Annotated in this window: 20 protein-coding genes; 13 read left to right on the top strand and 7 right to left on the bottom strand. The window is 48.9% G+C overall.

Annotated features, from left to right (window positions below):
• Positions 1–75: 75 nt before the first annotated feature.
• The 7 genes from ACZ5BI_RS03765 (at position 76) to ACZ5BI_RS03735 (ending at position 8,536) form a co-directional block, all read left to right on the top strand.
• Complete coding sequence (locus tag ACZ5BI_RS03765; protein WP_024058983.1) at positions 76–642, top strand: MptD family putative ECF transporter S component; 567 nt, start codon at positions 76–78, stop codon at positions 640–642.
• Positions 642–1,451, top strand: coding sequence for an energy-coupling factor transporter transmembrane component T (locus ACZ5BI_RS03760; RefSeq protein ID WP_024058984.1), 810 nt, complete (start codon positions 642–644; stop codon positions 1,449–1,451). Before ACZ5BI_RS03765 ends, ACZ5BI_RS03760 begins: the two co-directional genes overlap by 1 nt.
• Positions 1,448–2,911, top strand: a complete 1,464-nt coding sequence (locus tag ACZ5BI_RS03755; RefSeq protein WP_024058985.1) for an ABC transporter ATP-binding protein — start codon at positions 1,448–1,450, stop codon at positions 2,909–2,911. The genes ACZ5BI_RS03760 and ACZ5BI_RS03755 overlap by 4 nt, the downstream gene beginning before the upstream one ends.
• A gap of 13 nt (positions 2,912–2,924) precedes the next feature.
• Positions 2,925–4,739, top strand: a complete 1,815-nt coding sequence (locus tag ACZ5BI_RS03750) for an ABC transporter ATP-binding protein (RefSeq protein ID WP_464896674.1) — start codon at positions 2,925–2,927, stop codon at positions 4,737–4,739.
• Between the two features lies 1 nt (position 4,740).
• A complete protein-coding gene (locus ACZ5BI_RS03745) occupies positions 4,741–6,507 on the top strand; it encodes an ABC transporter ATP-binding protein (RefSeq protein ID WP_024058987.1) in 1,767 nt (588 codons plus the stop codon).
• Positions 6,508–6,673: 166 nt separating this feature from the next.
• Positions 6,674–7,012: a hypothetical protein gene (locus tag ACZ5BI_RS03740; RefSeq protein ID WP_038109034.1), complete on the top strand. Its 339-nt coding sequence runs from the start codon at positions 6,674–6,676 to the stop codon at positions 7,010–7,012.
• 3 nt (positions 7,013–7,015) lie between these two features.
• The gene (locus ACZ5BI_RS03735) at positions 7,016–8,536 is read left to right on the top strand and encodes a BspA family leucine-rich repeat surface protein (protein WP_316694999.1); all 1,521 of its coding nucleotides are present in this window, start codon (positions 7,016–7,018) and stop codon (positions 8,534–8,536) included.
• A gap of 9 nt (positions 8,537–8,545) precedes the next feature.
• Here the strand turns inward: ACZ5BI_RS03735 and ACZ5BI_RS03730 are convergent, their stop codons facing one another.
• From ACZ5BI_RS03730 to ACZ5BI_RS03720, 3 genes are all read right to left on the bottom strand, one after another.
• Positions 8,546–8,926 carry a methyltransferase family protein gene (locus ACZ5BI_RS03730; RefSeq protein WP_024058991.1) on the bottom strand — a complete coding sequence of 127 codons (381 nt, stop codon included), beginning with the start codon at positions 8,924–8,926 and terminating at the stop codon, positions 8,546–8,548.
• 161 nt (positions 8,927–9,087) lie between these two features.
• A complete protein-coding gene (locus ACZ5BI_RS03725) occupies positions 9,088–9,645 on the bottom strand; it encodes a DUF4357 domain-containing protein (RefSeq protein WP_238128279.1) in 558 nt (185 codons plus the stop codon).
• 302 nt (positions 9,646–9,947) lie between these two features.
• Positions 9,948–11,171 (bottom strand): MFS transporter, encoded by a 1,224-nt coding sequence (locus tag ACZ5BI_RS03720; RefSeq protein ID WP_024058993.1) that lies wholly within the window; start codon positions 11,169–11,171, stop codon positions 9,948–9,950.
• A gap of 93 nt (positions 11,172–11,264) precedes the next feature.
• On the opposite strand from ACZ5BI_RS03720, the gene ACZ5BI_RS03715 reads away from it, so the two are divergent.
• Complete coding sequence (locus tag ACZ5BI_RS03715) at positions 11,265–11,966, top strand: TetR/AcrR family transcriptional regulator (RefSeq protein ID WP_038109036.1); 702 nt, start codon at positions 11,265–11,267, stop codon at positions 11,964–11,966.
• 312 nt (positions 11,967–12,278) lie between these two features.
• Here the strand turns inward: ACZ5BI_RS03715 and ACZ5BI_RS03710 are convergent, their stop codons facing one another.
• Positions 12,279–12,791 carry a VanZ family protein gene (locus ACZ5BI_RS03710; protein WP_038109038.1) on the bottom strand — a complete coding sequence of 171 codons (513 nt, stop codon included), beginning with the start codon at positions 12,789–12,791 and terminating at the stop codon, positions 12,279–12,281.
• A gap of 60 nt (positions 12,792–12,851) precedes the next feature.
• Here ACZ5BI_RS03710 and ACZ5BI_RS03705 point away from each other — a divergent pair, with 60 nt between their 5' ends.
• The 3 genes from ACZ5BI_RS03705 to ACZ5BI_RS03695 all read left to right on the top strand — a co-directional run bounded on the left by ACZ5BI_RS03705 (position 12,852) and on the right by ACZ5BI_RS03695 (position 14,095).
• The gene (locus ACZ5BI_RS03705; protein ID WP_238128278.1) at positions 12,852–13,460 is read left to right on the top strand and encodes a major tail protein; all 609 of its coding nucleotides are present in this window, start codon (positions 12,852–12,854) and stop codon (positions 13,458–13,460) included.
• 15 nt (positions 13,461–13,475) lie between these two features.
• Positions 13,476–13,901: a polysaccharide deacetylase family protein gene (locus ACZ5BI_RS03700; RefSeq protein ID WP_024058997.1), complete on the top strand. Its 426-nt coding sequence runs from the start codon at positions 13,476–13,478 to the stop codon at positions 13,899–13,901.
• Positions 13,902–13,969: 68 nt separating this feature from the next.
• Complete coding sequence (locus ACZ5BI_RS03695; RefSeq protein WP_024058998.1) at positions 13,970–14,095, top strand: hypothetical protein; 126 nt, start codon at positions 13,970–13,972, stop codon at positions 14,093–14,095.
• Here ACZ5BI_RS03695 and ACZ5BI_RS03690 read toward each other — a convergent pair.
• Positions 14,092–14,715 carry an alpha/beta fold hydrolase gene (locus tag ACZ5BI_RS03690; protein ID WP_238128277.1) on the bottom strand — a complete coding sequence of 208 codons (624 nt, stop codon included), beginning with the start codon at positions 14,713–14,715 and terminating at the stop codon, positions 14,092–14,094. The genes ACZ5BI_RS03695 and ACZ5BI_RS03690 overlap by 4 nt on opposite strands.
• Positions 14,712–14,897: a hypothetical protein gene (locus ACZ5BI_RS03685; RefSeq protein ID WP_024059000.1), complete on the bottom strand. Its 186-nt coding sequence runs from the start codon at positions 14,895–14,897 to the stop codon at positions 14,712–14,714. The genes ACZ5BI_RS03690 and ACZ5BI_RS03685 overlap by 4 nt, the downstream gene beginning before the upstream one ends.
• 799 nt (positions 14,898–15,696) lie before the next feature.
• On the opposite strand from ACZ5BI_RS03685, the gene ACZ5BI_RS03680 reads away from it, so the two are divergent.
• The gene (locus ACZ5BI_RS03680) at positions 15,697–17,955 is read left to right on the top strand and encodes an AAA family ATPase (RefSeq protein WP_278605623.1); all 2,259 of its coding nucleotides are present in this window, start codon (positions 15,697–15,699) and stop codon (positions 17,953–17,955) included.
• A 284-nt stretch (positions 17,956–18,239) separates the two neighbouring features.
• Positions 18,240–18,932 carry a hypothetical protein gene (locus ACZ5BI_RS03675; RefSeq protein ID WP_278609146.1) on the top strand — a complete coding sequence of 231 codons (693 nt, stop codon included), beginning with the start codon at positions 18,240–18,242 and terminating at the stop codon, positions 18,930–18,932.
• 93 nt (positions 18,933–19,025) lie between these two features.
• Here ACZ5BI_RS03675 and ACZ5BI_RS03670 read toward each other — a convergent pair.
• Positions 19,026–20,260, bottom strand: a protein-coding gene (locus ACZ5BI_RS03670; protein WP_464896774.1) for an IS3 family transposase whose coding sequence is annotated in 2 segments (ribosomal slippage) — positions 19,026–19,972 and positions 19,972–20,260 — 1,236 coding nt in all. Because the reading frame shifts where the segments join, the coding sequence is not laid out codon by codon here.
• Positions 20,261–20,302: the final 42 nt, after the last annotated feature.

The raw sequence follows: 20,302 nt of genomic DNA, 5'->3' as shown, positions 1-20,302 counted from the left end.
CCAAATAGGGGGCACTCACGCTACTCTTTTGTTAGGCAAGGCTTACCTAATTAAATATTAGAAGGGATATATCGCATGAAAACACGCGACTTCATCAACATTGGCGTTTTTACCGCAATTTATTTTGTGCTAGTTTTCGGCACTGGAATGCTAGGCATCATTAATCCAGCAATGATGTTTGTGGGCTATGCCTTAGGTCTTATCGCTAACGGCGCCGTAATCATGCTATTTAAGTCGCGGGTACCGAAGATTGGCGCCTTGGCATTAATGGGACTATTAGTCGGGATTTTAATGGTAATTACCGGGCACCCCTGGGTTACTGCCCTACTTACACCTTTGCTGGGACTAGCCGCAGACTTCCTCTTCGCTAAAAAATCAGCGGTTTTTCGGGTCCTAGGATACGCCGTCATGTCCGTATGGTACGTGGTGCCCTGGTTCCCGGTATTCATTGACGCTCAGGGCTACTACAAATATATTGCTGACTCTATGGGGACTGCCTATGCAGATTCATTACGCTGGTTCTTGTCACCATGGATGATTGTGGCCTGGGGCGTGGGAATTTTCATTCTCGGGCTTATCGGCGGAGTCTTCGGAAATTCTCTAATGGCGCGGCACTTCCGTAAAGCTGGCATCGCAAAGTAATGAGCCTTCAATGCCAAACTAGCGCCCCCGGATCAGCAGCAAGCTATCACCAAGATCAGGTCACCAGCGCTGAAATCTTAGCAGCTAACCAACGGCATTCCCGGCCAGATCCGCGCACCGTAATACTGGTTATATTCGTATTAAATGCCCTGGTAATGTCGCGACTACCCATAGTGATCACTTTCCTGGTAGCCGGTATTGCGCTCTTGGCTTTACTATTGTCACACTGCTATTCATGGGCGCTAGGTTTCCTCGCCGTGGAAGGAACCTGGGTCGCTTGTATCTATCTTTTCCCCAGAATCTGGCCAAGCGCCCTCACCGCGTTCCTAATGGTTTTAGGCTACTGGATGATAAGGATTTGCACTGTTGGCGGTCTGGCAGGTTACGCGATTAAAACTATCGTCCCCGGAGAACTCGTAGCCGGTCTTCGCAGCTTACGCATACCGATAGCTGTAACCGTTCCCCTGGTAGTGCTACTACGATTCATACCGACAGTATTTCGGGAATACCGCGCAGTAAGAGAAGCAATGTCCCTGCGGGGATTACAAATGGGATGGCGCGCCCTCTTACATCCCCTCCATTTTCTAGAAATGGTTTTAGTTCCCTTACTGGCATCCTGCGCCCGAACCGCTGATGAAATGACCGCCGCCGGCATGGTGCGCGGTTTAGGGTCCACTATTTACCCAAGTACTTTGAAACAGCTGCGATTCAGCCGACTGGATGCCCTCTGGATACTGACGCTAATCGCCCTGATTGCTCTCATCCCCTACTCAGACCATCTAGCTATACTCTCGGGTGGATTCAAATGAGCACCTTAATCGACCAGGTCTCCTTCGATTACCAGTTCAACCCGGACGAAGAAACCTCATCAGCTCACGTAAGCGCAGTCAGCGATATCAACCTCGATTTCCCTACAGGATCCTGTACCTTAATCACCGGTCCTTCCGGAGCAGGCAAGTCGACCCTCTTAAAACTTCTGAACGGTTTAATACCCGAACTTTATAAGGGTAATCTCAGCGGACGCACTACCCTTGCTGGTCTCGATACCGTGCAAACAGATATCCAAGAATTAGGGCGTACCGCCGGGACAGTTTTTCAAAATCCCCGTTCCCAGTTTTTTACGGCAAATGTACTAGAAGAGTTAGCATTCGCGAGCGAAAATGCCGGAGATACTCCCAAAACAACTGCTAACCGGATCGCGGAAGCTGTAAACGCCTGGGGCATTCAGCGTCTGCTAGGCAACGAGTTACGTAAGCTTTCCGGAGGTGAATTGCAGCTGGTTGCTTGCGCAGCAGCAGTTGCCGGACCGCAGCAAATCCTGCTTTTAGACGAGCCCACCTCTAATCTTTCCCCTGAAGCAATCTCCGCATTCAGCGAAGTCTTACAAAGATTAAAAATCGCGGGCTGGACCCTGGTAGTAGCCGAGCACCGCGTTTACCCTCTAAAGGGTCTCGCAGATCAAGTCGCGATCATGGATAAAGGACGAATCCAGCATTTGTATACTGCGGATAAGTTTTTTAGTTTGTCTTCTAAACAGCGTAAAGAGTTAGGGTTGCGTACCCTGGAAAAACCGGAAATGTGCGTTAACACCACTCCTGATCAGCAGGCGGACGGTATCACCGCAAAAAATTTAAGGTTCAGTTACGGCAAACACCGCGTCCTCAATATTCCTTCCCTATGTTTACCGAAGGGAAAAGTAGTTGCGCTAGTCGGCCCGAACGGAGCAGGCAAAACTACTCTTGCGCGCACCCTCATCGGGTTAGCTCACCCGGAAGGAGGCAGCGTTATTAGTTTTAGCGGCAAATCCTGCCGAGCGGCAGACAGACAAAAACGCAGCGTGCTAGTAATGCAAGATGTAAACCGGCAACTATTTGCTGAAACGGTAGCGGCAGAGGTCGTACTAGGAAATGACAATCTTAGTAAAGAGCAGGTGCAGGCGCTTCTAGGTGATCTGGGGTTGCAAGGATTATCTGAACGGCACCCAATGACTCTTTCCGGAGGACAAAAACAGCGTCTCGTTATTGCCAATGCCCTGGCGAGCCAGGCAGAGCTTTACGTATTCGATGAACCCACCTCGGGGGTTGATTACCAGCACCTACTATCGATCAGTTCTCAGATTCGCTCACTAGCCGCAAAGGACAAAGCGATCCTGATTATTAGTCACGACTTGGAGTTCATCAATGAAGTTGCCGATTATCAGCTGTTGCTCCAGCCTCTCGATAGTGAAATAAACGTGCAACTTACCGCGCCCGACCAAGAGAAACATTGAAAGAGGAAGCACAGTGAATGATCACCAAGTTAGCGAATCAGAAAAAGATGCAGCGGAAAATATCAAGCTGACCAGCAAACAAGGTAAAGCCGCATTACGAGAACTATTAGCTCCCGTGCAAATGGCGCTGCGAGTCGGTCAAGTGATGGCGGTTATATCCGCTATTTTGCGAGTTTTTCCTTTCGTTGCTTTAGTGGGGATCGGCAACGAACTCCTAACCTCATTGGGCAATGGCCTATCCCCCAACCAAAGCGTCATCATATTTTGGGTACAGGTGTTAATCGGAACATTTTGTGGAGGGCTGTTCGCCTATTTTGTGGGCTTGTTGGTTACCCATATTGCAGATAATCGCCTATCCGCAAGTATTCAGCAAAAGATTATCCGTTTTCTGGGGCAAGCTCCTTTAACTTGGTTTAGCGATAACACTTCCGGACACGTGCGTAAAGTACTGCAAGACGATGTAAAGAATCTACATGTGCTAGTAGCACACCGCCCCGTAGATTCGCTGATCGCTACCCTAGTGCCCATATTTTGCGCGGGTTATACCTTCACTATTGATTTAAGACTCGGACTTTTAGTAATTGTTACGGTGCCGATTTACATCATTGCCTACGCAGTGATGATGCGAGGAATGAGCGATAAATCCTTAGAACTTGATGCAAAACTTGATCAGGTTTCCTCCGCAATGGTGGAATTCGTAAAAGGCATCCAGGTGGTTAAAACTTTTGGGATCACCGGAAAAGCACACCGCAAGTATGCCCACAGCGCCAATGAAGCCTGTGACTATATGGAGGAATGGAATCGGCCAATGGTGCATGCGGCTTCCCTGACCGCCGCCCTCACCTCTACCCCATTGGTAGTTCTCTTATTTGGGATTGTCGGCCCCTGGTTCGTCTCCAAACATTGGGTTAGTCCGGTAGAAGTAGTTGCCGGTTGTTTAATTGCCATCGCGCTGCCCTCCTCAATTAACCTGATAACCCAGCTTGCTTGGAATTACCAGTTAGCAGGTGCCGCGGCCAAAAGGATTCTTGATCTTCTTGGGGTAAAGCCCCTCTCCTGCCCGGATCAGTCACTGCATTTACCCCAAGACGCAAGCATCGAATTTAAAAATGTATCGCTCAGCTATGGCCATACGCTAGCTTTGGATAATGTTTCCTTACGTTGTGCGCCCGGTACAGTAACCGCTCTCATGGGGCCATCAGGAGCCGGGAAAACCACCCTAGCCAAATTGGCCGCCCGCTTCCTGGATCCCGATACGGGAACAGTACTAATCGGTGGAGTCAACCTTAAAGAACTTAGTAGAAGCGACCTCTACCATCATCTCGGGTTCGTCTTGCAAGATGCGCAGCTCTTGCGGGCTTCCATTCGCGACAACATCTCTATCGGGCGACACGATGCAGATGAAGCCGAGATTATTAACGCTGCTCGCCAGGCACAGATTCATGACGAAATCATGGCACTACCTAAAGGATATGACACCGTCGTCGGGGAAGATCTGAAGCTATCGGGAGGGCAAGCTCAGCGGATTGCCATCGCCAGAACCTTACTATTGGATGCGCCGATACTCATATTGGATGAGGCAGCAGCCATGGTAGATCCGGAATGTGAAGCACAAATCCAAAAAGCTATTAACCATCTGATGGCCGGACGTACTGTTCTGGTTATTGATCACCGCCCAGATTCAGTCAAGAACGTCGATCAAATCGTCCTCCTTGATAAAGGAGAGCTGGTGGCCTGCGGTGATCACCAGAAGCTACAAAATATAGAACTCTACCGCCGCCTGTGGTCGGCATCCAATGTTGAGTTTACGGAAGGAGGACGAAACTGAAATGGCTAAGTCAACGGGAGCTATCGACATAATTCGAACAAATTTCCGCCTCAGCGCCAACTCTCAAAATCACAGCAGGAGTATCAGCTGGGCAGCTCGGATCATCAGCGGCATTGCGCAGGGGGTAGGCTTACTTGCGCTGATTCAGCTCGCAAATACCTGGGCTAGCAGGCAGGAAGAAACCGCCAATAACGCTAACCCCTGGATCTTAACCCTGCTCGTCACGGCGATTATCGGAGCGATCAGTATCTACATACGAGATCGGTTCTCCTACGAAGGCGCGTTTTCGGTGATGCGTTCTGTCCATCGCCGCGTCGGGAATCAGTTGGCAAAACTGCCCCTGGGATGGTTCTCCACTGATACTACCGGGCGCTTGTCCCGTCTAGGGGCAGCTACTGTCAATGAGCTCGGCAATCTGAGTGCCCACTTGCTCACGGAACTGTCTGCCGCCACCGTCACTTTGCTGACGCTGCTTGCTGGTTTGCTCTGGTGGTACCCCATCCTGGGGTCAATTTTTGCGTTATGCCTAATCTGTTACCTGATTCTGATGTGGGCACTAACCTATCTTGACAGTGCTGCCAGCGCCTACGCGGCCCCGGCGGCTACTGAACTCGCTGATCGGATTGTAGAATTTTCTACCTGTCAATCTATGCTCCGTGCATGTGACCAGACGATTTACCCCCAAATGGCCACCGCTTTAGCAGAAAATCGCCGCAGATCCACTCGCCGACTATGGATAGAATGCATCGGGAATTTCCTCGGCGGTATCGCCTCGCAAACAATTTGCGTGGTAATGATTATTTCCAGTGTTCATCTTGCTTTTACTGGAAGCCTTGCTCCCCTGGCAGTGGTGGCGGTCATTGGGATAAGCCTAGAAATTACTCATTACCTTTCCACGATTTCTGATTGTCGAACCGGGTTATTGGCGGTTGGACCGACAATGGCGACTATTAACGAAGTACTAGATGCGCGCCCTCTTCCTGAGCCGGAAACTTCGCTACCCCAACCACTACCCCATCAGGTTGAGCTTCGAGAGGTTGATTTTGCTTACGGGAACGATAAACAGGTGCTCAACAAAGTCAGCTTCACCGTTGCGCCCCACACTATGACCGCACTCGTTGGCTCTTCGGGGGCAGGTAAAACCACTATTGCCCGCTTAATTTGCCGATTTTGGGACGTAAGCTCGGGTGCGGTACTCGTTGGAGGTCGAGATGTCAGAGAACTGACGACTGAAGATTTAATGAGCCAGATTTCAATGGTTTTCCAAGATGTCTATCTTTTCGATGACACTTTGGAAGCAAATATCCGCATCGGTAACTCCAATGCGAGCAAAGAGGCTCTACTACATGCGGCAGAACTAGCAGGTGTCAACGATATTGTTAGCCGCCTTCCCGATGGTTGGGATACAAACGTTGGTGAAGGTGGCTGCGCGTTATCAGGAGGGGAACGCCAACGAGTTTCGATTGCTCGCGCTATTTTAAAAAATGCTCCGATTGTGCTCTTCGATGAAGCTACCAGCGCTCTGGATGCCGAGAATGAAGCAAATCTGCTGCGCTCTTTCGAAGTATTACGTCGCCAATCAACCATGTTGGTAATCGCACATAAACTCCACACGATTACTCGGGCTGACCAGATTGTGGTTCTAGATAATCAGGGGCAAGTGGCTCAGGTTGGTACCCACAATGAACTTGTAAATTGCGAGGGGATTTACCGAGATTTTTGGGATGAGCGTCAAGCGGCCTCTGGATGGAAAATATCCGCACAATAGTTCGGAATAGCTAGGTAGCATACCCGGAATTATTTGCAAGTATTTTCCGGTTAGAGGTCGTTGCAATGGCTATTACTTCAATATTTAAGGAAAAAGTCTAGAGATTAATGCCAATTATTTTTCTGATTCGGCATTGATGAATTCACTGAAGGATTTGGGGGAAATCATGAGGTATACATCTAATTTTAGGGAAACTACTATTTCTCGTCTCCTGTTTATTGCGGTCACTATTTCTGCTGCCGCGAACCTATTCTTAACTTCTTTAGGAGTTGCAGTAGCTTATGCAGCAGATACCGAAACGACCAGTGTAGGAGATAACCTCACTGCCTCCTGGGATCCGACAGCCAAAATCCTGACCGTCAGTGGCCATGGTCAGCTAGATCGAGCCAAATGGATGTCTGAAACTCCGGCCACCCACAATGAGCCCAATAGTAGATTCTGCGGAACTGTTAAAGATGCAAATGGCAACGCCAAGCCAGCCGAACCGCAGCCGGTGGAAATATAATTTATTCCTAATCCGGGCACCACCATAGATTTCCCACAAGATTCCAGCTTCCTTTTTTCCCACTGTGACAAGGCCAGCATCGACTTTCCGGATACTGGTATTAATACCGGCAAAGTCACCACGATGAGCTATATGTTCTATAAGGCGACGCTGGCGAACCCGAATACCTCTAACTGGGATACCAGCAAGGTGACCAGTATGAGCGGCATGTTCGGCGCCACCAAAGCAGCTAATCCCGATACTTCAAAGTGGAATACCAGCCAAGTCACCAGAATGAATGGAATGTTCCAGGGTGCGAAAGTAGCTAATCCGGATGTATCAAACTGGGATACCAGCCAAGTCACCGACTTGAGCGACATATTCAACGGAGCTACTGTTGCCACCCCGGATGTCGCCAATTGGGATACCAGCCAAGTCACCAACATGGAAGGTGTCTTTACTGCAGCAGCTGCCGCGAAACCAGATGTGTCAAAGTGGAAGACCAACAAAGTTACCAATATGCACAATATGTTTGCCGGAGCCAGCAGCATAGAAAATTTGGACGTATCTGGCTGGGATATTAGCCAGGTTGAGGAAGAGACCGTCGCAGACGTTTTCGCTACTGAGGGGCGCACGAGTGTACGGATCAAAGGCGCTGCTTTAAAGCGTAATATTTCTAGCTGGTTTAAGTTTATAGCCGACCCTTACCATATTCGTAATGTTGACGATGGCACGGTGTTAAACGCTACCCCGGGTGATGGGCAAACAGTTTCTGTCATGTTGGATTCGGTTAAAGACAAAATTGTAGATAAGGCCACCTACCTAATTCGCCCTAATGAAATAGTAAAAGTAACGGCAACTCCGACACAGGTTTGGCAAGGCGAACCACTGCCAGTCTTGGATTACCAGGTGGATGCGGCTCATAGCAAAGATTTACTCACCGGTGCTCTCAGAGCTGACTACGGGGCAGATACCCCGGCGGGACAGGTTGCGATTAAGCAAGGAACTTTAAAACTTAAAGACGCAGTAACCGGAGCATATTCACTAGAATTTACCGCAGGAATTCTCAATGTTAATGCTTGTCCAGAGCAACCGGAAGCTAAAGTTGATACTTCTAAGTGGGCTGATAACAATCACCCGGGGGCTAAAAATTGTGCCGATCGAAAGGTATACCAAAGTAGAACCATCACCACTACCCCTCATAAATGGGATAGCAATAAACATGAATGGGTTTTAGATACTGCAAACGCGAAGGAAAAAACTGAGAGTCAATCGCGGAATATGACCGACCAAGAAATCCACATATGCGCTGATAACCAACCTGGAAACCAGCCTTCCGTTACACCCACAGAGCATTCTGGTAAGCACCCCACTGTGCATCCAGTCCCTAAAATTGCTCCAGTGAAGAAAACTGAGCCTACTCAGGTAACCCAGATCTCCACTTTGCCTCAGACCGGGACTTTGGTTGGCCAAATCGCGCTTCTAGCTTGCTTGCTAGGGGCCGCCGGCAGCATTGTTTGCCGCTTGCGCCGCACCGCCCGCTAGCGGATCAGTTTATGACTCTCGGGGTTTGGTGAGGCGTTGGGGCGGCCAAGGAAAAATCCGATTAACGTGGGCAGCGTATTGGATGTATTCATCCCCGAATTCATTTTCAAGCCAGCGTTCTTCAGTGTGTTTCATCAAAACAGTCAACGCCACCCAATAGATGAACGGGAGGGTTAGTAGCCACCAGTTCACTTGTATGAGCAGCAGACCGCAGTTTAATAGCAGGAAGGAAGAATATACGGGATGCCTAACCCAAGCGTATATCCCGCTAGTCATAAGCTGACCAGTTTTAACGCTTTCGACCATGTGAGAGCCAAAAACAGCTGAAACCCACACGATTACCGCAACTACCATCACAACCAGACCCGCCGCAATCATGAGGTTATGCACCCAACTATTTCCGATAGTTCCGTTTGCGATCCAGCCTAAAAAATGGACAAGACTCGCTGCAATCGTGACGATAAAAATACCCGAAACCTATATCGGACCTACACCTAACACAGGCAAATGCGAAGCTCCGATTTTATTCATACAGCTATTTTCGCACCAGCCTAACCCGCTCTAGCAATGGCAGAAGTAGCTAACGCTATGGCAACCGCCGCAGAAGGAGAAGTAAAAGCAATATCCCGGGTGACCACGCCCCGCTTATTTTCTATGCGGATTGAACCATCACTAACTAGCTTTTGGTGACGACTAGCGCTAGCCGTATAGGAGTTAACCGTTGCCTGACTTCTGGCTTTACTCGTTTCCCAGCTAGCAACCACGATTGATTCCTTGAGAAGGAAAAACTCGCCATCAATCAGCTGCATCGAGGCATCTATCCCATCTTTTTGCTTATGTAGATGAAAAATAGGTGAAGAAACTATCTGAGCGTTATCTAGTTGCACAGTATTTTCTGGGGAACGCAAAACATTGACTCCCAGGATTGGCAAAATCAGCTTCACATTATCTAAGAACGACTCGGCTGATGCTCGTTGCGCTTCAGAAAGCTTCCTAACCCGAGGGGTTTGCCTGTTATCAGGCATAGAACAGCGCTCAGCATTCTTAGCGATTTCAACCAGACGGGCTTCTAAATAGCCCCAATGTCCCTCGTTAAAAGATCGTTGCAAGCTAGCGATAATAACGACCTTTTCCCACTGCGGCTTCTTTTTGTCATGATCGCGTAAGCGCTCAACAAAGTTTTCTGTCTTGCCTATATAGCACCAAGTGTTCTCAATAGCTTCAGGGTCATTCCCAAGAAGAATATACACACCATTACAAGCGATTGAGCTGAATGACCCCGTGTTTGCATGGGGTTTTTGAGACGTTTGAGTTTGTTTGAACCTCGTAGCGACTAGACATCATAGTTCTGCTAAAGTCAACACCGCTTTAGCAGGAATTTTTATGGTTTTTGCTTCTAATCATAAAGAGATTATTTGCGGAACTCGGGATGGTAAAAACTCAGCAAAATTGCCGCAGCTATCAGGACTGCGCAACATGTCATTGGTAGCCACGGAGAGAGTCCGTAAAGTGCGGTAGAGGCTATCGGTGCCACTACATAGGCTGCACCATTGTTAGCATTAATCAACCCGGCCAGCCCACCTTGCTCTTCGGGCTTCATTTGCAAAGTAGGCGCCGTGTTGTAGCCAGGCATCGCCAGGCCTAGACCAAAGCCTGTCAAGATGCTGGCCACGATGAACAGTCCAAGATTTAGTGGATAAACCAAGAGTAGTAACCCGAGAAGAACGATTATTAATCCTCTTCTAAAGAGCTTTTTAGCACCCCAGTTTAACCTTGGAGCCACCAAGGCCTGCGCCAGTATCATCACCACACCCATTATTGACATGCACAAAGCGGTGAGCCCTGCTGTTGCGCCGGCCGCTAGCTTCAAAACATCCTGCAGTAAAAAGCCGAAAAGTGTAGCCACGGTAGAAAAAGCAGTAAACATTAGGAAACCGCAAGCCAGGAACACGAATACTCTTGAATCAAAATAGGAAACTTTTGCCGGTTGAGCGACTTTTTCTTCGCCACCTGTGGGTTTGAATGTTAGCAGCAAAACGGCAACGCCAAAAAGCATGACCAGAGGCATCACCAGCAAGGGCATCATGAAACCTCCTATAGCTGCAAGGCTGCCGCCCAATAAGGCTCCAAGAATAGACGAGAATCCTTGTGCAGCGCCCAAGACTCCCAGACCTTTTACCCGTTGCGTCTCATTGTAGGTATGAGTCACAACGTAGGTTTGCGCGGCTGGGGAAACTGATGCGATGGCACCGCCGTACAGCACGCCCCTAGTTATAACTACTCCTATGATCAACGCTATGCCGGTGAGCAGACCCTTAAATCCTAGCCACACCACCATAGCGAATCCGCTTAGAGCCAGGATTCCGGCAAGCATGCCAATAAGCAGGATACGCCGAGATCCCCATCGCAATGAGACCCGTCCCCACCTGGTGGAGGTAAGAGAAAACATTATGGCTGCTAACGAAATGGTGGCGCCAATGTGCCATTCCTTCAGCCCGATTTCGCGCGATAGCGGAGCCAGAATTGGATTAAGAATCATTTGCCCCATATATGCCAGTAACACCGTCAAAAACAGGGGAAACAGTCCCGTTATTTTTGATTCGACTTTCTGGTTTCGTTCATTAGTGGCGCACATTAAAACATCCTTTCCAAAGTGAGCAGCCAATCAAGCTGAAACAATACTAGAACAATGTTCTAGTATTGTCGAGGTTGAGGGTATGCTGTTTTCGTGGGGAATAAAGACAAGCGGGTAAACACGGGTAGACGCGCCTGGCTGACGCAGGAAAAGATCATGTACACCGCAATGGAACTGACCCGAGAGTGCGGTCTAGAAAAATGGTCGATTCGTGACCTTGCGCAGCGTCTGGGAGTAGTTCCCTCTGTCATCTACCACCATTACCAAAACCGTGACGCCATTACCGCTTCTGTAATAGGCGAGATCACTAGCACCATCGAGCTACCGGACGAGCAGCTGGAATGGAAAGATTGGTTCATCTCCCTAGCAGAAAATGTCAGGCCTGTCTTTCTTGAATTCCCCGGAGTCACCGACAAACTGATGTATGGACATATGAACGCCGCGTTTATACCAATCTTGGAGGTGGCTTACGAAAAACTACGGGATGCTGGTTTTAGCCAGTACATTCACATCGCATACTCAATTATCATCAACACGATGCTGTGGAGCATTACTGCTCGCAACTTGCGCAGCCCAACCAAGCAGGAACAGCGCCACGACCTAGGCCAAATGATTACCCAACTTCAGCCCCTAGCTGTCTGCTCCACAACGCTGGCTGACATCATCCAGGGCTACTTAATTCCGCTAGCCAACCCGAAAAACGAAGACCGCATGAGTCAGGAATACTTTGAAATCATCATAGAAGTCGTACTCGCCGGTTTAGAGATAGCAATCTTGCCTCGCGAAAACGCCTAACGAACCCGTGAACAAGAGAAATCATCAATACTCATAAAATATTTCCCAAAATCGCAAGGCATCCAGCTAAGAGCAAAGCCTTTCAGCCTCTCCCTCTATTTCCTGCGATTTTCCAATAAATACAAGAAGATCCACTATATCCAGAGCTTCCCAAACAACTGGTACGACTACATCAAATACTGCACTACCAATGAACTAGCTATCGCCCTTCACAGTACACAGGCTTCTCCCAGGAATCCGCTATATCGGATACGAGGCGGATACCGGTTTTCACCACTATTCCATCGATGTTTCGAGTTTTAGAGCCTGTCCTTAAGAGTTTGCAATGATCAGGAAAGTCAAAAATCCGATGAACAAGATCTCCAGGACTAACCCGATGACGTTAATGACTTTTTCGCTCTTTTCAGGCCAGAATCTGGCTAGCAGAGCAAAAACTACTAAGCCAGTAGCGGCTCCAGCAGTGTTCATTATGACATCGGTGATATCGCTGACCCCAATAGCGAAAACGTACTGAACGACCTCGAATGCCACGCTTGCTAAAAACGGTGGGAGCAATTGAATTAACCATGAGCGCCGTTTCAACAACATCCTCATGTACAAGCCAAACGGGATGAAAATAAGGAAGTTGACCACGATCTCATCAAAGAAGTTCGACCCGTAAAGATTCGCAGAATCTGTAAATGGGATCAGATTTAAGTAGCGCGCATGCCGCATGCTCAGTATGTCGTCAACGCTGGTGGCGAATTTGAACAGCACCATCCACAACAACAAGAGCAGATAAATCCCGAACACTGCATAGGTCAAGCGTCGCGTTTTCTCTCTCATGCCCCAATTCTATCTCTCGATGACATCTAACGAAAATTACTACCCAAAAGGAGAAACATCATGGCAACTATTGGTTTAGACAAGCTCTACTACGCGAGCATTAGCGAAGATCCCACTAGCGGTGAGGAAACCTATGCCGTTCCTAAACCGCTCGCTAAAGCAATATCTGCAGAATTGTCTGTGGAGGTGGCTGAGGCAATTTTGTATGCCGATGACGGGGCATCCGAGATTGTCAAGGAATTCAAATCTGGAACGCTCACTCTTGGGGTTGATGATCTCGGGGCAGAGGCTGCAGCTGCCTTAACTGGTGCGAGACTGGACGCCAACGGGGTACTTATCAGCACTTCTGAGGATGGTGGCGCACCCGTGGCTATTGGTTTTAGAGCTGCACACTCTAACGGGAAGTACCAGTATTTTTGGCTTTACCGCGTCAAATTTGCTCTGCCGGGAACCACGCTGGCAACCAAAGCTGATTCGATCACGTTCTCTACCCCGAGTATTGAGGGCACAATCCTGCGGCGTAACAAACCAGATGCTACCGGCAAGCATCCATGGAAAGCCGAAGTCACCGAAGGAGCGGTCGGCGTAAAGCCTGAAACCATTACTGGCTGGTACACCCAGGTGTATGAGCCTGCCGCTACAACCAGCCCTAAACCGACAAACAACTAGAACAGCAGGTAAGCCATGACAGCGAAAACCCAAACCAGCCCGGCAAGTACCTCTTTGAAAAGCGCGACAATCACTATCGCAGGTCAAGAATACGAACTCGTCCTGACTACCCGCGCGACCCGCCTTATAGCTCAACGTTACGGAGGGCTAGAACATTTAGGTCAAGCCCTGGAAACTAGCGAAGATATGGATAAGTCACTCGGTGAGGTAATCTGGCTTATCGCCCTGCTCGCTAACCAGTCCGTACAAATACACAACCTCACCCATCCAGACGATAAGCGCCCAGAGCTGACCGCAGAAGCAGTGGAGTTACTAACTGTGCCTGCAGATTTAGCTGACTACCGAGAGGCTATCGCCCAGGCACTCCAACGCGGCACCCGGCGAGCAATCATGACCGAGACCCCAGACCCAAAAGGGCAAACCAAGAAAAAGGACACTTAATAGATAGTGACGAGGCAATCTTTACCCGCCTGACCTATATCGGGCTCGCCCACCTGGGACTGACCCGCATGCAAATCGAGCTGACCATATTCGGTGAACTATTGGACCTGGTGGATTGCTGGCGTATCGAAACCGGCAGAGCCCAGCCGAAACGCATCTGGTTTATCGACGATATTATTCCTGCTGGGGTTTAGCGATCTAAATGTTTCGTGAGATAACAGGCGAATAGCTGAGGATGGGCGGCGTGCCACTGGTGCCCTGCACCTTGGATCACTTCTAGGTGAGCTGTGGGGATAAGACCGGCGATTTTGCGGGCTGCAGGCAGGTTTGCTTTATCTTTGCTGCCGCAAACCACAGTTACGGGCATCGCTAAAGCTGGAAGCTGCGAAGTAAGGTCTAAATCTTTCAAACTATCGAGCACGCCCACCAGCTCAGGTTTGCTAAGCTGCGGCGGACAGACCCATTTTGTTGGTAGAACTCGCATTAGTGTCTTTTGCAGATTCATCAACAGTTTTGGGGGTTTAGCTTGCGGAGCTGAAACAAACAGTGAAGACACCTTATCTGGATGGGTGAGCGCGATATTTAAAGCAATCACTGCACCCAACGATAACCCGACCAAGTGAACTGGTTCGGTCAGAGAGTCAGCAATCTGGGTACATACGTCTTCGAGCGACCAGCAAGCCAGCGGTGGTTTCGTTCTCAAAACGTCTAGAGATATGCACTCGGTTTGTGGCAGCTGTTTTATTACTGGGTTCCAAACATCACGGGTTTCACCCAACCCGTGCAAGAACACTACCTTTTGCGCATCGCTCATTTACGCAGCGCGAAAAAACCTGCAACCAGGCTAGTTATCAGAAAACCAGCAGCATTTCCGATAGCGGTGACCGGTGAAATCACGTGCGTGAACCCGAAAATAGCAAAACAGATAGCTGCAAATAATAGCCCAACGGCTACCAGCATTAACCAGTTACGCACTCGCGCATTGCTCTTTCCCATATACGCCCTTTCAATTATACGTGCTCGTTCACTGATTATTTCATAACTGTCTTTACCGGAAAGAGAGGGGAAAACAAGATGTTAGGTAATGCAAAGTCTAAACCCGCTAACGCAAGCGATTTTTCGCCCCCTAAGCGATACTCGCTAACGCAAAAGGGTACTTATCAAATCCGGTGCTCAAGTGGAGCCAAAGACCTCGCATTTAATAAGGCAAGATTGTCGCAAATCGGCCGTTGAACAGGGATTTTGCTGGTTTTTAGGACGCTTGCGTCTCTCCTATGAAGTAGCCAGACAGTCTGGCCAAAGCGGTTCCATTCTCCTATGGTGCGTGGAAGCTGGCGACAGGGGTTTGGTTCCGCGTTTGCGTTGATTAGTTCAAGGCGAGGGACGCATGAGTGTCTGAGATTATCCGGTTAGAGTTAGCACCTTCTCTCCTGTGCTCTTATGAACGGTCATGAACACGCTTATTAGATTCTGGCTAGAGTGGCCGAGAGAACTTCGAAGACGTCAGAAGAAAATATGCACAGACCGACCTGCTAATAAAACGACACTTCCCATGACCTTAGTCCCCCGCAATAGGTGGCAAGCGTGGTTCGGCAACCCTTTCTATACGCTACTTTATGAAATCGGGGCTTACTGACTTGCGGTTTCCATTAGACTTCTGCTAAACGCGTCTACTCGCCACTACTCACCGCCCCAAGGATAGAGTGAAGATATTTATGATAGCAATCGCTCGAATTCTTCAAGCCCAAGAATTTAGCCACTCTAAGTTTGGTCAAACAGTTTATGGAGATTTGACATGATTCAGGTTGAAGCTAATGAATCTTTGCGGAATGTTGCAAAGGACTCGCTAAAGGGAATAAAGCTACTGAACGATTCAGTATTCTTCGGAATTAACGGTAGTGGGAAGACGACTGTGTGTGAAGCGCTGAGTCGAGCCACTTTCAACGTACAGGAAGCAGGCTTGAGTGAGCCGATTCGTATCTACGCTTTTGATCATCAATGGCGAAAAGATAGAGTTGGAGACTTTATTGAAGGAGGTTCCGCCCCAGGTGTGACTACCATCACTTTGGGTGATGGGGCGAGTGACCTAGAAGAAAAGATTAGAACAGCCGAAGCAGCGTGGGAATCAGCTAGAAACGATGTTGAGGCAAAACGACAGCAAGAAGATGATACCAAAAAGATCCTAGATAATATCGTTGACGGCGTTGCGAACGGTGTTCGAGAAAACCTCAAAAAAGATTGCTCAAGTCTAGATGGGCGACTTTTTCAGAGACCGCATATACGTGCCTTGCTTGATACAGAAGAGAACACGATTTTATCCCCAGATGAGGTTCAAGATAACATCCGTATAGCAAACTCGGATAATCCTAGCCTCCTTCCTACTTTGCCAGTTCTCCCGAACGGCTGGGTCTTTTCCGATGAACTCTGGCAGCAGACTACTGAAGAATTGTCAACTACTCAGACGCTGGCCATAGTTATCAACGATTGGGTTCGTGAAGGCTTGAATAAGCATAAGGCCGGAGACTCATGCCAGTTTTGCGGCGGGGTTGTGTCGGAACAGCGGCTAAGAAGCCTTGAAGATGGCATTCGCTCTGCTGAAGCGGAAGTGCCCGTTTTGGTTAAAAACCAACTAGCGAAATGCCAGGAGTCTATTTCTGCTCTAGAGCACTTTCGGATAGTCTTAGAAGCGATTGACCTCGATACCTCAATTTACAGCGCTAATTTATCCATGATGCAAAACGATGTCCTCCTTGAAACGCGGCGGGTGTTGGATGAATTAAACCGTTCAAAGAAGTTGCTTGATGAGCGCGTGAAAAACCCACATGACTCGATTAAAGGAAAGAAGCCGGATATCCATTTTTCTGAGCTTCAAAAAAAGTACACGAACCTTAAGGATACCCATGCTGAGGCAATAGGTAAGATAACCAAGCACACCGCCAATAGAGAATCTGCGATTTCGCTTCTGAAGAAGCACTGCTGCGCCGTAGACGGATCGGGTTGGAGCGTAGCCAAGAAGGCATATGAAGATGCCACTGATGCGAAACAAAAGGCGGATAAAGCAGAAAAAGATATCAAGAAACACCTCGACGACCTAAAGGGACAAGTTTCGACTACCGCTGCTACTGCTGAATTTCTTGATGAAAGCTTGTGCATGATCATGGGTAACCAAGATTTGCGTGTCTCCGAAGGAAGTACTGGGGAGGGATATCGAATTACTCGCCGAGGTGAGAAAGCCCAAAGTATGTCGGAAGGGGAGAAGAAGTTGGTTTCATTGCTCTACTTCTGTGCCGAGTTTCTGGCGGAGGATCGTAAACAATCACTGAAAAATAGCGTGGTGCTCTTCGATGACTTGGGGTCAGAGCTAGACGAAGCAAGACTTTTTTCAGTCGACCGATTCATCTCCAATCACTTCCGGAACCCAAAACCTGCTTCGCTGGTTTACTTCACGCACAGTCACACTTATATGAAGATATTACAATCTCGTCTTGCCAACAAGGCTGTTCCCAAGAAAGCTGAAAAGGAGCCAACGGCTATATTCTACGAGGTTTACAAGGATACCTTTAATTGCGCGGAGCAATCCACGCGTTGCCGACAGTGGGATAACGAGGCTGTGGGCCTGACTAACGACTACTGGCTTTCATTTTATATGTTGCTGAAAGCTTTTGAGAAAATGCAAGAAGGCGCGCCACCAGAATTAGGAACCGGGAATTTCTGCCGAAAGGTGCTAGAGGGGTTCACTGAGTTCCGGGCACCCAACAGCGATAACTTTGGCTCCCGCATCGATACTATTACCGCCCAGAACAAAATTCAGATTTCGCCTGCCTTGTCGAAAATCGTTAACAACTTGTCTCATATCGACTTGAATCGACAGGGCGGTGCTCTGTCTAGGAATGAAGTTGAGCTTGCCGTGATTCAAACACTTAACTTTCTTAAAACCGTTGACTCCAAGCATTTTCACGCGCTACTGATCAAATTCAGAGGCAAAGAGGGAGCGAAAAAGCTTGAATCGGATATATCGAAGCGCATCGGACACACAGTCAGCGGCGACCTGTAGACCTGTTCCACGTCACCTAGCCCACGCCATTCGAGGGGATCTTTTGCCTTAGAATCAGCGTCTAACTGGGGCGACCGCGAACTCGCCAAATGCACGCCGAGATTTAGACCCTAAGCGATACTCGCTAACGCAAAAGGGTACTTATCAAATCCGATCTCTAAGTGGAGACTTAGACGTCGGATTTGACAAGAACTCAGACCACCTAACCCCTGTTTACCAGGAAAGTTCTTGTATTCAATGTCTGTTTAAGGCACATCAGTGGGGCGGCTAGCTTGGTTATGCTAATGGTTGAGATCGCACTACTGAAGGGAATCCTGTCAATTATGCAAACTACGCGTTTATTTTTACAGAAAATTAACCCAAAACTGGCATCCAGAGTAAATGAGCATAGCCCCGGACTAGTTTCAGATCTAGTTTTTAACGGGTTTAGTGAACGAATAGTTCTCTTATTGCCCCTAGCAACCGACCATGGAGAGACCACTTGGACCGCGCTAGCCTCTAAACACAATATTTCTGTCCCTAGTCATTGCATGACTCGAAAAACATTCCAAAATTGTGGTGTTGAAGGTATTTACTATCCAGAAGGAGAGATTCCTGATAGAGAATATGCCTCTAAGCTAGCAGCTGTATTATCCAATTTTTCTGAAAGTTCTTCTTGGACTGGAATTTTTTGGGTCGGATATGCTGAACAGCAATGTCGAGCAAATATTATCGGTCCAGAAGAATCTTCATTCCTCAGACCCGAACCATATTCCATGATTCAGCTTCCGACAGGGCAATTGGGAGCTTTATTGCAAGAACATTTACCTTCAATACTTTTTGATGACTCGGTTTCCTGTGTGGTGACTCAACCAATCTACGGAGATCGACTTTACGTTTCGTGCGAACACACACTGGCTACAGCTTTGGCCTCTGAACTTGGTGACATTTTCCCAGTTTCGCCAACTGACCCCATGCCAGATTATTTGCCATATTAACCTATCGCTATAGTCTCAGCCAGCTCGTATTTTCAAGCCCCTATCAAAGCATTTTGAAGCGTCCCTGAAGCGTACTGGGTTTTGTTCCGCTTCTTATACGGGGGTCAGCTCGCTGACCCGAGTTTGATTATACATATCGATGATGTCGGCTGGAGTGCGGTATCCGAGCGCTTCGTGCAGGCGCTCATTGTTCCACCAGTGGACCCAGTTCATGGTGGCGAACTCAACCTCTGTCAGTGATGCCCAGGGGTGGGAGTAGATCAACTCAGCCTTGTATAGGCCGTTGATAGCCTCGGCTAGCGCGTTATCGTAGGAATCACCCACCCTCCCCGTGGAGGGCTTGATCCCGTAATAAGCCAGTTTCTCGCTACAGGCAATACTCGTGTACTGCGAGCCATGATCTAAGTGATGCGTAAGATTCACGAGAGTTTGTTTCGCTGCCTGGATGGCTTGCTCGAGCGCCTCCAGCGGTAGAGCCTCGGTTTTCATTGAGGATCGCGTCGCCCAGCCTAGGATCTTTCGGCTATAAACATCGGTTACGAACGCTGTATACACGAACCCGGATAGGGTTCGAACATACGTGATATCACCAACCCACACTTCGTTGGGCCTACTGGCCGTGAACTGCCGATTCACCAAATCCGGGCGAGAATCTGGTACTTGAGCGGGTCTGGTTGTTATTGCTGTGCGTCCCCGGCGAACACCAGCAATCCCAGCGATTTTCATGAGTCGAGCGACCTGGTCACGACCAATATCCCAGCCCGCGCGCCTGGCTGCGTGCCACATCTTGCGAATACCATAGACGCCAAAATTGTGTGCGTGAATCTCGCCTAGTTCTTCAGCAAGAATGCGATCACGAATGCTTCTGGCGCTTGCTGGTCTACTCTTCGCTAGCCGGTAGCCGCAAGAGGTAATAAACCCTCCTTCCAAGCTAGCCCTCAGTGTCCGGCAAATCGGCTCGACCCCGAAACGACCCCTATATTCGTCAATATCGGCAATCATCATCGGGCCGGACGGTCGAGCTCCGCTGCGAAAAAAGCCGAAGCAGTTTTCAAAATCTCATTCGCCCTACGCAGCTCCGCATTCTCGCGTTTGAGCCGTTTGATTTCCTCACGCTCTTCACGCGTGAGCCCCTGCCGCTCACCCGTGTTCACAAGATGCCGCTCATACCAGCGGCGCAGTGACTCGTTTGCGATCCCCAGCTTCGGAGCTATCTCATTAACCGCCCTCCACTGCGAACACGAACGATCAGCAGCCAACCGATCAGAAAGCAACCGCACCGCCCGACCCTTAAACTCCTGAGAATACCTCTTAGACATATCCCTAATCCTCTCAAAAACGAGTAGGAACAAAACCCAGTACGCTTCAGA

The sequence above is a fragment of the Varibaculum sp. GTC20041 genome (assembly GCF_055387755.1).
The sequence above is the reverse complement of the archived record's forward strand: the minus strand, read 5'-3'. Positions and strand labels throughout refer to the sequence as shown.